The organism is Bacteroides cutis (assembly GCF_900241005.1).
GTDB classification, from domain to species: Bacteria; Bacteroidota; Bacteroidia; order Bacteroidales; family Bacteroidaceae; genus Bacteroides; species Bacteroides cutis.
On sequence record NZ_OEST01000001.1, the window covers coordinates 519,730 to 534,965 of the forward strand.

Annotated in this window: 11 protein-coding genes; 6 read left to right on the plus strand and 5 right to left on the minus strand. The window is 43.3% G+C overall.

Features of this window, described 5'->3' with window-relative positions; genetic code table 11:
* Positions 1–46: 46 nt before the first annotated feature.
* From mnmG to C1A09_RS02060, 4 genes are all read right to left on the minus strand, one after another.
* Complete coding sequence (gene mnmG, locus C1A09_RS02045; RefSeq protein WP_101542064.1) at positions 47–1,921, minus strand: tRNA uridine-5-carboxymethylaminomethyl(34) synthesis enzyme MnmG; 1,875 nt, start codon at positions 1,919–1,921, stop codon at positions 47–49.
* Positions 1,922–2,265: 344 nt separating this feature from the next.
* The gene (gene ybeY / locus C1A09_RS02050; protein WP_101542065.1) at positions 2,266–2,715 is read right to left on the minus strand and encodes an rRNA maturation RNase YbeY; all 450 of its coding nucleotides are present in this window, start codon (positions 2,713–2,715) and stop codon (positions 2,266–2,268) included.
* 37 nt (positions 2,716–2,752) lie between these two features.
* Positions 2,753–3,985 (minus strand): spore maturation protein, encoded by a 1,233-nt coding sequence (locus tag C1A09_RS02055; protein WP_101542066.1) that lies wholly within the window; start codon positions 3,983–3,985, stop codon positions 2,753–2,755.
* A 24-nt stretch (positions 3,986–4,009) separates the two neighbouring features.
* Positions 4,010–5,014 (minus strand): M28 family metallopeptidase, encoded by a 1,005-nt coding sequence (locus C1A09_RS02060; protein WP_101542067.1) that lies wholly within the window; start codon positions 5,012–5,014, stop codon positions 4,010–4,012.
* A 129-nt stretch (positions 5,015–5,143) separates the two neighbouring features.
* Between C1A09_RS02060 and C1A09_RS02065 the strand changes: the two genes are divergently transcribed.
* The 6 genes from C1A09_RS02065 (at position 5,144) to C1A09_RS02090 (ending at position 13,364) form a co-directional block, all read left to right on the plus strand.
* Positions 5,144–5,911 (plus strand): DNA alkylation repair protein, encoded by a 768-nt coding sequence (locus C1A09_RS02065; protein WP_101542068.1) that lies wholly within the window; start codon positions 5,144–5,146, stop codon positions 5,909–5,911.
* A 30-nt stretch (positions 5,912–5,941) separates the two neighbouring features.
* Complete coding sequence (gene ruvB, locus C1A09_RS02070; RefSeq protein ID WP_101542069.1) at positions 5,942–6,976, plus strand: Holliday junction branch migration DNA helicase RuvB; 1,035 nt, start codon at positions 5,942–5,944, stop codon at positions 6,974–6,976.
* A 60-nt stretch (positions 6,977–7,036) separates the two neighbouring features.
* Positions 7,037–8,227: a hypothetical protein gene (locus C1A09_RS02075; RefSeq protein ID WP_101542070.1), complete on the plus strand. Its 1,191-nt coding sequence runs from the start codon at positions 7,037–7,039 to the stop codon at positions 8,225–8,227.
* A gap of 64 nt (positions 8,228–8,291) precedes the next feature.
* On the plus strand, positions 8,292–9,737 hold the full coding sequence (locus tag C1A09_RS02080) for a lipopolysaccharide biosynthesis protein (protein WP_101542071.1): 1,446 nt from the start codon (positions 8,292–8,294) through the stop codon (positions 9,735–9,737).
* A 58-nt stretch (positions 9,738–9,795) separates the two neighbouring features.
* A complete protein-coding gene (locus tag C1A09_RS02085; protein WP_101542072.1) occupies positions 9,796–11,163 on the plus strand; it encodes a TIGR00341 family protein in 1,368 nt (455 codons plus the stop codon).
* Between the two features lie 65 nt (positions 11,164–11,228).
* The gene (locus tag C1A09_RS02090; RefSeq protein WP_101542073.1) at positions 11,229–13,364 is read left to right on the plus strand and encodes a S46 family peptidase; all 2,136 of its coding nucleotides are present in this window, start codon (positions 11,229–11,231) and stop codon (positions 13,362–13,364) included.
* On the opposite strand, the gene ahpF is transcribed toward C1A09_RS02090, so the two are convergent.
* Positions 13,354–14,955, minus strand: coding sequence for an alkyl hydroperoxide reductase subunit F (ahpF, locus tag C1A09_RS02095; RefSeq protein WP_101542074.1), 1,602 nt, complete (start codon positions 14,953–14,955; stop codon positions 13,354–13,356). The two genes, C1A09_RS02090 and ahpF, sit on opposite strands and share 11 nt — an antisense overlap.
* Positions 14,956–15,236 lie beyond the last annotated feature (281 nt).

Genomic DNA, 15,236 nt, shown 5'->3' on the forward strand with positions numbered 1-15,236 from the left:
ATTTAATGTATTTATTGAACTCTTTGTTTCACGTGGAACACGAAAATTATCTACCGCAAAGCACGAGCAATACGTTGATATCGCTTGGAGATACACCCGGAATACGGCTTGCTTGAGCTATTGTTTCCGGATCTATTTTTATCAATTTCTGTCGGGCTTCGGTAGAAAGGGACTGAATGGAATTATAATCAAATTTTCCTTTGATCTTTATACTTTCCAACCTTGCTAGTTTGTCAGCTATAATCCTTTCACGCCCAATATAACCCTCGTATTTGATGAGTATCTCTGCAGCTTCAATAATTTCTTCCTTTCTATCGCTGATTTTATTTAATTCATGTTGGAAAGCACCCACATGTTCAGCCATGTTCTTGATGGTTACTTGCGGGCGATTTATTAAATCTACAAGTTTACATCCCTGGCGGAGTGGAGTAGTGCCGAGTTGCTCTAATGCAGGATTGATTAGTATAGGTTTCATCGAATAATTTCGGGTAAACTCTATAATATTATTTACAGCTTCTCGCTTTTCTTTTAGCAATTGATAACGGTCTTCTTTGGCAAGTCCTAACTTCCATGACTTTTCTGTGAGTCGCATGTCTGCGTCATCCATACGTAGTAGGATACGATATTCGGCGCGTGACGTAAACATCCGATAAGGTTCATCCACGCCTTTAGTTACTAAATCGTCGATTAATACGCCGATATATGCTTCATCACGAGCAAGAGTAAAAGGCTCTCCGCCATGGCAATTGATGTGGGCATTGATACCTGCGATGAGTCCTTGTCCGGCTGCTTCTTCATATCCAGTAGTTCCGTTGACTTGTCCGGCAAAGAACAGGTTCTTGATTTTTTTTGTTTCCAACGTATGTTTCAGTTGGGTGGGGTCGAAGAAGTCATATTCAATGGCATATCCTGGCCGGTAAATAACAAGATCACGGAAAGCCGGAATTTTTTTCAAAGCTTCGATTTGGATATCCATAGGCAGTGAGGAAGAGAAACCATTCAAATACAGCTCTTGAGTCGTTTCACCCTCCGGTTCCAAGAAAAGTTGATGTTGCTCTTTGTCTGGGAAAGTAACAATCTTGGTTTCGATGCTGGGACAGTATCTGGGACCGATACTTTGAATTTGTCCGTTGAAAAGGGGAGAATCCGGTAAACCTTCACGGAGTATACGGTGTGCCTCTTCATTCGTAAAACAAGTCCAGCAAGGCAACTGTTTCAGATGACGGGCTCCGGTATTCATAAATGAGAACTTATGAAAGTCTGCTTCGCCCTCCTGAATATCCATATCTTCATAATGGACGCTTCTTCCATCAATGCGAACGGGAGTTCCCGTTTTCATGCGTCCATAAGTGATGCCATGCCGTGCGATGGATTCGGTTAATTCGTAAGATGCCGGTTCTGCCATACGTCCGCCAGGAAGCATGGTGTGTCCCACATGCATCAAACCATTGAGGAAAGTACCTGCTGTTAAAACAATACATTTCGCACGGAAAGTAACACCCCAAAGAGTAACTAATCCCACTATTTCTCCGTTTTCAACAAGAATCTCCTTTACTGTATCTTGCCAGATATGTAGATTGGGAGTGTTTTCCAAGATTTCCCTCCAAGCCCAAATAAATTTATTACGGTCACATTGTGCACGCGGGCTCCACATGGCAGGGCCTTTAGAACGATTTAATATACGGAATTGGATGGCTGTTCTGTCTGTTACCAACCCCATATATCCACCTAAAGCATCAATTTCCCGTACGATCTGCCCTTTGGCAATACCTCCTACGGCAGGGTTACAGCTCATTTGTCCTATCTTGTTCATATCCATTGTGATAAGACAGGTTTTAGAACCAAGATTAGCGGCTGCGGCAGCGGCTTCGCATCCGGCATGTCCAGCTCCAATTACAATAACGTCATACTTAAACTCCATTCGTTCAATCTCTTTTTAAACCATGCAAAGGTACTAATTTTCATTTCATATTGTAGTGTTTTATCTATTTACCTTAGTTGTTTGTGTAAAAGAACGGGGAAAATTACTAGTAAAAGTCAGGGTGATTTTATCTGTCTGATATGTTCTGTTCTGTCCTTTTCTACTCATACTAATACCGAAGTTGTGCCAATAGGGTGGCACAACTTTGCCACTTCATTGGCACGCTTGTGCCACCTTATTGGCAAGGTTTTGCCACTTTATTGGCACAAAGTCGGCAATGATAGGGAAGCCCCCCCCTGATAAAGATACTAAATTATAGCGTTCTTTCGTTTAGCTCTTGCGAACTATTCAGTTTGTAGGTAAATATTATTTTTCTTTTTTTGTAACATAGCTAGTGCTTTGTTTTCCGCAGTTTCCATGATTTCCCGTTCACCCGGCCCTTTGTCATTGATGCCACATAAGTGTAAGATTCCATGGATAATGACGCGATATAACTCTCGTTCATAGTCGTTAGCGGCAAATAGCTCGGCATTGGTGCGTACGGTATCGAGACTGATAAACAAATCACCGTTAAGACGGTTACCTTCACAATAGTCAAAAGTGATAATATCAGTATAGTAATCATGCTGTAGATACTGTCTATTCACTTCCAGAATTTTTTCGTCTGAACAGAAAATATAAGCGATTTCACCGATTCTTTTTCCGTAAGTAGCAGCAACAGATTTAATCCATTCCGTTGTTTCCCGTTTTTTAATATCCGGCATTGAAATGCCGTCTGTTTGATAGCTAATCATGTTATTTGAGGTTTTGCAATACGATTATTTTATTTATTTAGAAGAAAAACAGATAACTGATGATGATGGCGGCGATGATACCTGAAGCATCGGCTATCAGTCCACATGTTACGGCGTTACGAGTTTTGGTGATACCCACACTTCCGAAGTAGACGGCAAGAATATAAAAAGTAGTATCCGAGGCTCCTCGTGCTACACAGCTCATGCGCCCTATGAAAGAATCAGCGCCATACTGCGTCATTGTATCAATCATCAGTCCATTGGCGGCACTACCACTCAAAGTTTTCATTAATGCAGTAGGTAGTGCACCGGCAAAACTGGTATCCAGTCCGCAGAAATCTGCTGTTGCTGCAATGCCGTTCACCAGCATATCCATAGCTCCTGAAGTACGGAAAACAGCTATTCCAACGAGAAATGCCACTAAATAAGGAATGATACGTACAGCAGTATAGAATCCTTCTTTTGCTCCTTCAATAAAAGCGTTGTAAACATTAATTTTTTTCCAAAGTCCCCATACGATAAACAAGAGTATAATACTGAACAGCAGTATGTTGGCTGTCAGTGTAGAGTAAACTCCCATTTCTTCACGGCTAACTTGTGTAAATACCCAGATGAGACCTGCAAAAAATAAACTGATGCAGCTTATAAGTATCAGTATCGGTTTACATATCAGATTGATATGTTGCGAAATACTGACAGCGGTAATTCCCACGAGCGTGGATATGGAAGTAGTGAGCAGTGTAGGAATGAAGATATCCGTGGGTTGCGTGGCTCCCAGCTGGGCACGATACATCATAATGCTGACAGGTATCAATATCAATCCTGAAGTATTGATTACCAGGAACATAATCATTGGGTTAGTGGCGGTATCCTTCTTCGGGTTCAGTTCTTGCAGTTCTTTCATGGCTTTCAGTCCTAATGGGGTAGCAGCATTGTCCAATCCTAACATGTTGGCTGACAGGTTCATAAAGATTGACCCCATGGCAGGGTGTCCCTTAGGTATCTCGGGGAAAAGACGGCAGAATACCGGACTTAACCAACGGGAGAGTGCATTAATCATGCCGCTATTCTCACCTATTTTCATTAGTCCTAACCAAAGGGCAAGGATGCCGGTCAGGCCAAGGGATATTTGGAACGCATTCTTTGAAGAATCGAAAGTGGAATTGACGAGCTCTGTGAAAATCTCCGTGTCTCCCATAAAAATGAGTCTGACGAGTGCCACGATGAAAGCTATTACAAAAAATGTTACCCAAATGTAATTTAAGACCATGTATAACTGTATTGTCGGTGTGAATTAATATTTTTTTTCGTTAGCAAGATTCCAAACATTCAGGAAAGCAGCCTTGGTTATTTCTGTCACTTTGTCCCAATTCAATCGGTCCGAGTGGTCTGAAGGTTGGTGATAGTCGGGATGCCCATCGGTATGATACCAGATTACAGGAATATCACGTAAGGCAAAAGATGCATTATCGCTTCCACCCACAGGCCGATCCCAAGCACGATAGTCGGGTTGTAACCGAAGGTCGTAACGGGCAATATCCTGTTTCAGCCAGTCACCGAAAACCGGATGAGAGGCTGTATAAAAATAGACTACATGTTGTGGTTGTCCAGGTTTATGGTTACGACCTATCATGTCGAAATTAAGATAACCTTTTATCTGATTGATGGCAGGAAAAGTTTGCACGAAATATTTTGAACCAAGCAAGCCGATCTCTTCGCCATCCCAAAAAGCAAAAATTACATTACGTAACGGTTTTTGTCCACTGGCAGCAAATGCCCGGGCTATCTGCAAAACAGCGGATACGCCGGAAGCGTTGTCGTCGGCACCATTATAAATCCGGTCGTTTGCCAGAGTCTCGTCTATACCCAAATGATCGAAATGCGCACCCACGATTACATATTCGTCAGTACGTTCCCCTGGAATAAAACCTAATACATTGCTCATCTGCAACACTCGGTGTGTCCCTTGTTTAAGGATGGTGATGGAGTCGGGGTGTACCTGCCATTTTCCCCGTAGTTGCCGTTCCTTGTTGTATGCTTCGAAAGGTTGGTAGTAATTATCTTTCTCCAAAGGAGCGATGCCTGTCTCTTTCAGACAAGACATCAGATAACAAGCTGCAATTTTTGAACCGTTTTTACCAGCTTCACGTCCTTGCAGTTCATCACTGGCGAGAAAGCCGACAATGGCTTCTGCAGAAGTACGGTTGATACTTTCCAGACCTTTTTCACGAGCTGATTGCCCAAGGGTGGATTGTACGGAGAAAATGAGGCAGATTGTTCCTACAATAACTTTATACATGCCGCAGGGTTTTGTAGATTAGACATATTGATTGCAAAATTAAAGATAACTTTCCATAGTTTCTATAGATTTATCGTATTTTTGTCTGCCGACGAACGATTTTAAATACGTGTAAATCAATATAGAATAATGAAAAAGGAAGTAGGACAATTAGCCAGAAAGATACAAAAATGTACGATTTCAACGGAAGAAATCATTGTTATCGCAGCCGGTATACAAAAGGAACTGGAGTACTATATCGACCCGGTGAAACGGGAATATCTTCCAAAGTTCTTTAAGACCGGAAAAGGGCAATATGGCGAAGGAGATAAATTTCTAGGGGTGGTTGTACCAAATACCCGTTTGGTGGCAAAGCGACATAAGGATGAACCTTTTGGGGTGATGGCACAATTGCTGCAAAGTGAGTGGCACGAGTGTAGGCTCTGTGCCCTGTTGATGCTGGTGGAACGTTTTAAGAAGAGCGATGAGAAGAACAGGAAGATGATTTATGATTTCTATCTTTCGCAGACTGCCCGTATTAATAATTGGGACTTAGTGGATTTATCGGCTCCGGGTGTTGTAGGTGAATATCTGAAAGATAAATCCCGGGAAGATCTATACCGCTTGGCAGCTAGTGAGCTTCTTTGGGATCAGCGCATTGCAATCGTTTCTACTTATACACTTATTAAAAACGATGATTTCATCGAAATTCTTACACTTTCCGAGCGTTTTCTGAATACTCGCCATGATTTGATGCAAAAAGCCGTAGGGTGGATGTTACGCGAAATGGGTAAGCGAGATAAGGATCTATTGGTACAGTTTCTTGAAAAATTCAGTAAAGTGATGCCCAGGACAATGCTTCGATATTCTATTGAGAAATTTACTGAAGAAGAACGGAGAGAGTTTATGAAGAAGTGATTATCTTTGTAGCTGTATAACCAATATAAAATGGAACAGGAAGATTTTAATATACGCGAACATCAACTAACCAGTAAGGAGCGTGATTTTGAAAATGCACTCCGCCCGTTGAATTTTGAGGATTTCAGCGGACAAGATAAGGTGGTTGATAACTTGCGCATTTTCGTGAAAGCGGCTCGTCTTCGTGGTGAGGCGTTGGATCATGTACTGCTTCACGGCCCTCCCGGATTGGGTAAAACAACACTTTCCAATATCATTGCCAACGAACTGGGAGTCGGGTTTAAGATAACCTCCGGTCCGGTGCTTGATAAGCCGGGCGATTTGGCGGGAGTACTTACCAGCTTGGAACCGAATGACGTACTTTTCATTGATGAAATTCATCGGTTAAGTCCTGTGGTAGAAGAATATCTGTATTCTGCTATGGAAGATTACCGTATTGATATCATGATAGATAAGGGACCCTCGGCACGTAGTATACAGATTGATTTGAACCCTTTTACGTTGGTAGGTGCCACTACCCGTAGCGGCTTGCTGACCGCACCACTTCGTGCACGTTTCGGCATTAACCTGCATTTGGAATACTATGACGATGATGTGTTGAGTGGCATTATCCGTCGTTCGGCGAATATTCTTGATGTTCCTTGTTCCACCAGGGCTGCATCGGAGATTGCCTCCCGTAGCCGTGGCACGCCGCGTATTGCAAATGCTTTATTGCGTCGTGTGCGCGATTTTGCGCAGGTCAAAGGATCGGGAAGTATTGATACCGAAATTGCCAATTTCGCCCTCGAAGCTTTGAACATCGATAAATACGGTCTTGATGAAATAGATAATAAGATACTTTGTACCATCATTGATAAATTCAAAGGTGGTCCTGTAGGATTAACCACCATTGCTACCGCTTTGGGTGAAGATGCCGGTACCATTGAAGAAGTCTATGAACCGTTCCTGATAAAAGAAGGTTTCTTGAAACGTACCCCACGTGGCCGTGAAGTGACAGAACTTGCCTATAAACATTTGGGACGGAGTCTTTATAGTAGTCAGAAGACGTTGTTTGACAATGAGTAAGAAAAGTAGTGACGGAGAAGTTTATGACTCGTTAAGTGATTGATATTACACTATTATATTATGAAGAACTTTAGGTTTTGGAGAATATTGGGCTTGCTTCTTGTGTTGCTTGTTTGTTCATCCTGCGGGGATGATGATGAATTTCCCACATTCAAGTTCAATGAAGACGGAATTTGTTATTTTCCATCCGTAAGTATTATTTCCAAAGCAAGTTTTGAGGAAACTGTCGTAGGTTACGGTTGGAAACATGTAAGTACTCATGAAATAGGGGAGAATGGCGAATGCCTGAAAAAAGAATACTATGCTGATTTGGATGGCGCAGCTCCTTCTTCTTATTATTTTGAAACGGCCGCTTCTCTTAAAACTTATATGTACGTGGATGCCTATCCTGCCAATGGTTTCAGAACTTCTGCATACGAGTATATGGATGCAAATCGTGTGGTTGTCAACAATCAGCATGCCATACTTCAAATCCTGTCTGTCGATAAAGACGTGTTGAAAGCAGTGGAATATCTCGCAGTACGTGCAGATGGGAAAAAAGTTTATGGATATGTCACTTACAAAAGAATGACGGAACAGGAGCTGAAGGAGTGCCAAAAAGCTTATCCGGTAGATTTGTCGAATTTGCGTGACCTGATTATTTCGGTGACAGAAGAAATTGTGTTTATCGATGGCAAGGAGTTTGAGTTTGATGTATTGGATAGTAATAAGCCATATGACGTTATGGTACGAGATGAAGAGGTATGTAACATTACGTGTGAGGGAAACCATGTAAAAGTGAGGCTACTGAAAAATGGTGCTGTTATAACAGTTACCGATGGTTTTAAACACAAATGGTTTAGACTTTATTCCACCGACGAAGAACTGGAACCGAAAGGAACGGATATCTATGATTTCACTTATACCGAGTTGGCGTTCAACAAGAACAGGGAGTTTGTGACGCCGGATGGATATATAAGGAAATACGAGCATACATTTATGGGGACAAAAGCCCGCAAGGAATATTATGGTCACATATTGACCCAATACAATCCTTCTGGGTTGTTGGTGGTGGATGCGGCTAAGCAAGCACGTTTTCTGAATTTAAATCGTGGTGAGATTTATTTGAAGGAATTACTTCCGATGACGATACTTGATGGGCTGGTAGAAGCAGGTGAGGGGTATTCAATGGAATATAAGTTGGAATTGGTGAATGCTGCCGGAGTCGTATTTCAGGTACTTCCGTTTAAAATTGTTTATAAAGAAGGATGATGTACCATGGATGATCCTTCGGGATAGTTTTGTGGTTTGTTGTCTGGTATAAAAAGCGAATAACGTGGCTGGATTAAAATCATTGGCAAAAGAAACTGCCATTTACGGGTTGAGTAGTATTGTAGGGCGATTTCTCAACTATCTATTGGTACCTGTGTATACTATTGCCTTGTCTGCCCAGTCGGGAGGATACGGTATTGTGACAAATATTTATGCATGGGTGGCATTGCTGCTGGTGTTGTTGACGTGTGGTATGGAGACCGGTTTCTTCAGATTTGCCAACAAGGGCGAGGATGATCCGATGAGGGTATATTCCACAACCTTGCTCAGTGTAGGTATCGGTGCATTTACATTCCTCATGTTGGGATTGCTGTTTCTGGAGCCGGTTGCCATATGGCTGGAATATGGAGATCACCCCTGGTACGTGGGAATGATGATGATAGTCGTGGCTATGGATGCCATTCAAAGTATTCCTTTCGCTTATTTGCGTTATAAGAAACGTCCGATCAAGTTTGCCGCGTTGAAGCTGTTGTTTATCTTCTTGAACATCACGCTGAATTTGGTTTATTATGTTTGGATGAAAGGCGATGACGTGGCATACGCATTCTTGTTCAATCTCGTATGTACTTCGGTAGTAATGGTTTGTATGATACCTGAGTTACGTGGCTTTACCTATGTACTCGACAAGAAACTGTTGAAGCGTATGCTCGCTTATAGTTTACCATTACTGATACTCGGTATTGCCGGCATCCTGAACCAAGTGGCAGACAAGATTATTTTTCCCTTTGTCTATCCTGATGAAGCCGGAGCTACCGTGCAACTCGGTATATATGGAGCAGCCAGTAAAATAGCAATGGTAATGGCGATGCTTACACAAGCTTTCCGTTATGCTTACGAGCCTTTTGTTTTTGGAAAAAGTCGCGATAAAGACAACAAGCAAGTGTATGCGCAAGCCATGAAATTCTTTATTATCTTTACACTGTTGGCATTTCTTGCAGTCATGTTTTATCTGGATATTCTGCGTCATATCATCGGACGTGATTATTGGCCGGGTTTGCGCGTGGTTCCCATTGTAATGGCTGCTGAAATTTTTATGGGAATTTATTTTAATCTTTCTTTCTGGTATAAATTGATAGATGAAACCCGTTGGGGAGCTTATTTTTCTTTGATTGGTTGTGTAATATTAGTGACGATGAATTTGCTGCTCATTCCTAAGTACAGCTATATGGCATGTGCTTGGGCAGGTTTCTGTGGCTATGGCGTGGCAATGCTGTTGTCTTATTTTGTAGGACAGAAGAAATATCCCATCCAATATGATTTGAAAGCAATCGGTGCATACATACTGTTGGCGGCAGTACTCTATGTAGCGGCAGAATACGTATCTATAGACAATATCTATTTTCGTATGGCCTATCGTACGTTATTGCTGTTTCTGTTTATAGCTTATACTGTAAAGAAGGATTTGCCGCTTAGACAAATCCCCTTCTTAAACAGATTAGTAAAAAGATAACTCCAATTTAAATCAAAAAGTAACTTTAATTGTAAATCATTAAATAGTAAATAACATCATGGAACCAAGCCATACGAATAGGAACACATTTGCTATCAAGAATTTCCTGCGGGAATATCTTGATTTACGTAAAGATAAAGATAACGAACTTGAGACAGTGGACTCCATTAAGAAAGGGGTAGAGTTTAAAGGAGCCAACCTTTGGATTTTGATATTCGCTATTTTTATGGCGTCGTTGGGACTGAATGTCAATTCAACAGCGGTGATTATCGGTGCCATGCTTATTTCTCCTCTGATGGGACCTATCATGGGGGTCGGACTCTCTGTCGGGTTGAATGACTTTGAACTGATGAAGCGTTCATTGAAGAGTTTCTTGATAACGACCCTGTTCAGCGTGACGACAGCCACCATTTTCTTTCTGGTCAGTCCGGTTGCCGAGGGGCAATCTGAGTTACTCGCACGTACCTCACCTACGATTTACGACGTATTCATCGCATTGATGGGTGGTTTGGCCGGTGTGGTGGCACTCTCTACAAAAGAGAAAGGAAACGTAATTCCCGGTGTTGCCATTGCCACCGCTTTGATGCCGCCACTTTGTACGGCTGGATATGGACTGGCGACGGGCAATCTGATATACTTCCTGGGAGCGTTCTATCTTTATTTCATCAATTCGGTATTTATCAGTCTGGCTACTTTCCTTGGTGTACGGGTGATGCATTTCCAGCGCAAGGAGTTTGTAGACAAGAAACGGGAAAAGACGGTACGCAAATATATTGTATTGATAGCTGTGCTGACAATGTGCCCTGCCGTGTACCTCACGGTCGGCATCATCCAGGATACGTTCTTTGAAAGTGCCGCCAACCGTTTTGTCAATGAGCAGCTTTCTTTTGAGAATACACAAGTGCTGGATAAAAAGATTAACCATGAAGGCAGTCAGCATGAAATACGTGTGGTATTGATAGGGCAGGAGGTACCCGAAGCTTCCATCGCCATTGCCCGCAGTAAGATGAAAGACTATAAACTCGACAATACCAAGCTGATTGTACTTCAGGGAATGAATAATGAAGCAGTCGATATTTCTTCTATACGTGCCATGGTGATGGAAGATTTTTATAAGAATAGCGAACAGCGCTTGGTAGAGCAGAAACAGAAGATAGCCGACCTTGAGAATAACCTGAAAAAGTATAAATCATACGATGAATTGGGTAAAAAGATTATTCCCGAGTTAAAAGTGCTCTATCCGTCAGTGAAGTCCGTTTCTCTTTCCCATGCTCTTGAACTGACGGTCGATTCCGTAAAGGTAGATACCATTACGCTTGCCGTATTGAAGTTCGGTAAGCATCCCGATGCCCATGAGAGAGACAAGATTACCGAATGGCTTAAGGCACGTACGGGAGCCAAACAATTGAGACTGATTGCCGAGTGATGTTTCTCCACAGAAAAATGTGTATACTCTGCGGTGAATAGGTGGATTATTGAATCAGAATTAATATGAAAAAAAGATTATTGTCATTATTGGGTTTGTGTTTTCTCGTATCGGTACTACACGCCGATGAAGGTATGTGGATGTTGGGAAATCTGAATAAACAGACACGCCGGGCGATGAAAGAGCTCGGCTTGCAGATGCCTGCTGATAAATTATACAATCCGAAACGTCCTTCACTAAAAGATGCCGTAGTCAGCTTTGGCGGTTTCTGTTCGGGTGTGGTGGTATCTGATGACGGATTGGTATTTACGAACCATCATTGTGGTTTCAGCAGCATACAGCAGCATTCCACCGTAGGACACGATTATCTGAAAGATGGCTTTGTGGCTCATAAACGCAGTGAAGAACTGCCCAATCCGGAACTATATGTTCGTTTTTTGTTGCATACGGATGATGTGACCAAGCGGGTACTCGGTGTGGTGCAGCCCGGTATGACTGAAGCCGAACGTACCGCAGCGGTAGATTCTATGATGTTGGTTATTGGTGAAGAAGTTTCACACAAAGATTCTACTCTGATAGGTATTGTGGATGCCTATTATGGTGGTAATGAGTTCTGGCTTTCTACTTATCGTGATTTCAATGATATCCGGTTGGTATTTGCCCCTCCTTCGTCAGTGGGTAAGTTCGGTTGGGATACGGATAATTGGGAATGGCCCCGCCATACCGGAGATTTCAGTGTGTTCCGTATCTATGCGGACAAGAATAACCGTCCGGCAGACTATTCGCCCTCGAATGTACCTTATCATCCTGAATATGTAGCGCCAATCTCGCTCGACGGTTACCGGGAGGGTACTTTCTGCATGACTCTGGGTTATCCGGGCAGTACGGAACGCTACCTTTCCTCCTTTGGTATTGAAGAGATGATGAATAACAATAACCAGGCACAGATAGATGTGCGGGGAGTAAAGCAAGCTATCTGGAAACGTGAAATGGACAAGCGGGACAGCATCCGCATCAAATACGCTTCCAAATATGATGAAAGTTCCAACTACTGGAAAAACAGCATCGGTGTGAACCGGGCTATCCGTAAGCTCCATGTGCTCGATAAAAAGCGCTCTATGGAGCAGGAAATCCGCCGCTGGATACAGCAAACTCCTGAAGAACGTGGGAAACTGTTACATCTATTCTCGGACTTGGAACTGAACTATAAGAACCGTCGTGAAGCAAATCATGCGCAGGCCTATTTCGTAGAGTCTTTCCTGAATGGCCCCGAATTGATACAACTGGCCTTGTCTATCCTGAACTTTGACTTTGAAGGGGAACAGAAAACGGTCATAGCCAATCTGAAAGCTATCGTAGAGAAGTATGCCAATCTGGATCTGGATATCGATAAGGAAGTATTCACAGCTCTGTTGAAAGAATACCGTTCCAAAGTCGACACTACCTATCTGCCCGATCTTTACCGTACGATTGCCGCCGAATACGGCGGTAATGAACAAACATACGTCGACAGCCTTTATGCCAAGACGGAACTGGCCACTCCGCGTGGTTTGAAACGTTTTCTTGAGCAAGACAGTACCTATCAGATTTATGATGACCCCGCCATTACATTAAGTATCGATTTGCTCACGAAATTTTTCGATATAAATGTACAGATGCAACAAAATTCTGTCGAAATTCTCCGTTGCGAACGGTTGCTGAACTCAGCCGTCCGGCGGATGTATGCTTCCCGTAACTTTTATCCTGATGCCAATTCCACAATGCGTGTGAGCTTTGGTACGATATGCGGTTATACCCCGTTTGACGGAGCGGAATATGATTATTACACAACGACAAAAGGTATTTTAGAAAAGGTTAGAGCCCATGTCGATGATGTGGATTTTGAGGTACAACCGGAACTTCTTTCTCTTTTCTCCTCCCGTGATTTTGGCAGATATGCCGATGAAAAGGGAGAAATGAACGTTTGCTTCATTTCAAACAACGATATTACCGGCGGTAATTCCGGCAGTGCCATGTTCAATGCCAAAGGCGAACTTCTGGGATTGGCTTTCGATGGCAATTGGGAAGCCATGAGCAGTGATATCCTTTATGAACCGAAAATGCAGCGCACCATCGGGGTGGATGTGCGCTACATGCTGTTTATCATGGAGAAATATGGCAAAGCGGGAAACCTGATCAAGGAACTGGGACTCAATGATTAGTTGATGTTTCCTGTACTTTCCTGAAGTAGTTGTTATTTATTCCCCGGATGTGGTCGTCGAATGCCGAAAGTGCCGCTTTCGCCCCTTCACCCATCGCGATGACAATTTGTTTGTAGGGGACGTTTGATACGTCTCCGGCGGCATATACCCCCGGAAGTGTGGTACGGCAGAAAGCATCTATCTTGATTTCACCTATCGGTGTCATATCCAGCATGCCTTTGAAAGGAGCACTGTTGGCGGCTAAACCGATTTGTACAAAAATGCCATCCAGAGAATATTCCCGTTCCTCACTTGTGAGACGGTCTTTGACACGGATGGCTGTCATCTTGTCCCCATTACCCACCACTTGTGTGGTTTGCGAGGAAGTGAAGATTTCTACATTCGGCAGGCTCTGCACTTTCTCCTGCAACACTCGGTCGGCTTTCAGCGAATCGGCGAACTCGAAGACAGTGACTTTCTTGCAGATACCTGCCAGGTCGATGGCTGCTTCGATACCGGAGTTACCTCCACCGATGACGGCTACATTCTTGTCTTGGTAGAACGGACCGTCGCAATGGGGGCAGAAGGCCACGCCGCGTCCGATGTATTCCGCTTCTCCTTCTACATTCAGTTTACGCCAGCTTGCACCTGTAGCGATGATTACCGCGGGGGCTGCAAACACTTCTCCACCGGTGGCGAACACTGACTTTTCTTTTCCGTGAAGTTCGGCTTTCTCTATTCTCCGGTTTTCGAAAACCTCTATCGGGTAATGCCCGATGTGGCTTTTGAGTGCATTGGCGAGTTCTGTGCCTGTAGTTTGAGGGATAGAAATGAGATTTTCAATACCTACAGTCTCTTTTACTTGTCCGCCGATATGTTCGGCTATGATCGCGACGCGCAGTCCTTTGCGGGCTGAATAAATGGCTGCTGAAGTACCTGCCGGTCCGCCTCCGAGGATAAGCGTATCAAATTCTCTCCGGATAGGAGTTGTATCTCTTTGAGGAGCGTTACCAAAAATTTCCTCCAGCTTCCGGAGCAATTCTCCCAATGAGCCGCGTCCCACATGAAATTGCTTTCCATTGGCATAGACGGTCGGTACGGCTTGTATTTTCAGTGTATTGACCTCTTCTTGGAAGATGGCTCCGTCTATCATTTCATGGGTGAGTTGCGGATTAAGCAAGGCCATGATGTTAAGCGCTTGCACAATGTCCGGACAGTTGGTACAGGTCAACGATACGTATGTCTGTAAACGAATGGGACCTTGCAATGCTTTTATGCGGCGGCTGATGGTGGCATCCGGTAGATTTTTGCCCTTTCCATCGGCATTTAGTATGGCAAGGAGCAGGGATGTGAATTCATGTCCATTGGGGATTGCCCGGAATTTTATACCGGTTTCCTGTCCTTCTTTCAGTAGTGTGAACTCCAGTTTCGGTTCATCGGCTATGGTCAGCCGGCAGGATAATTTATCGGAACAACTTGCCACGTCATTTAAAAATTCAATGAGTTCCCCAGCCTGTTCGTGTTTGGGATGGTAAGTGATGTGAAAGGTATAGCGGGCTTCCAATTGCTGGAATATGCTCCGCACTTGGTCTAAAATACTTGTTTCTAACATGATAATAAGTCTTTTTATTGTGAAAATAGGTTGTTATATCAACTTGTCTATAAGCTGGTTGTAGTTTCCTATGGGAGGGAACGCCCGTTTCTTCTCATAGAAACGTTCGTTTCCTTTAATAGAAACGCCGGTTTCCTTTAATGGGAACGGCAGTTTCTTACTATGGGAACGGGCGTTCCCCTTAATGGAAACGGAGACGGCTTTTATGGGTTATAAAAAAAAGACTATCTCAGTTCGGTTTTCATCCTTAATGGAGAAGATGAATTGGGATAGTCTTTTCA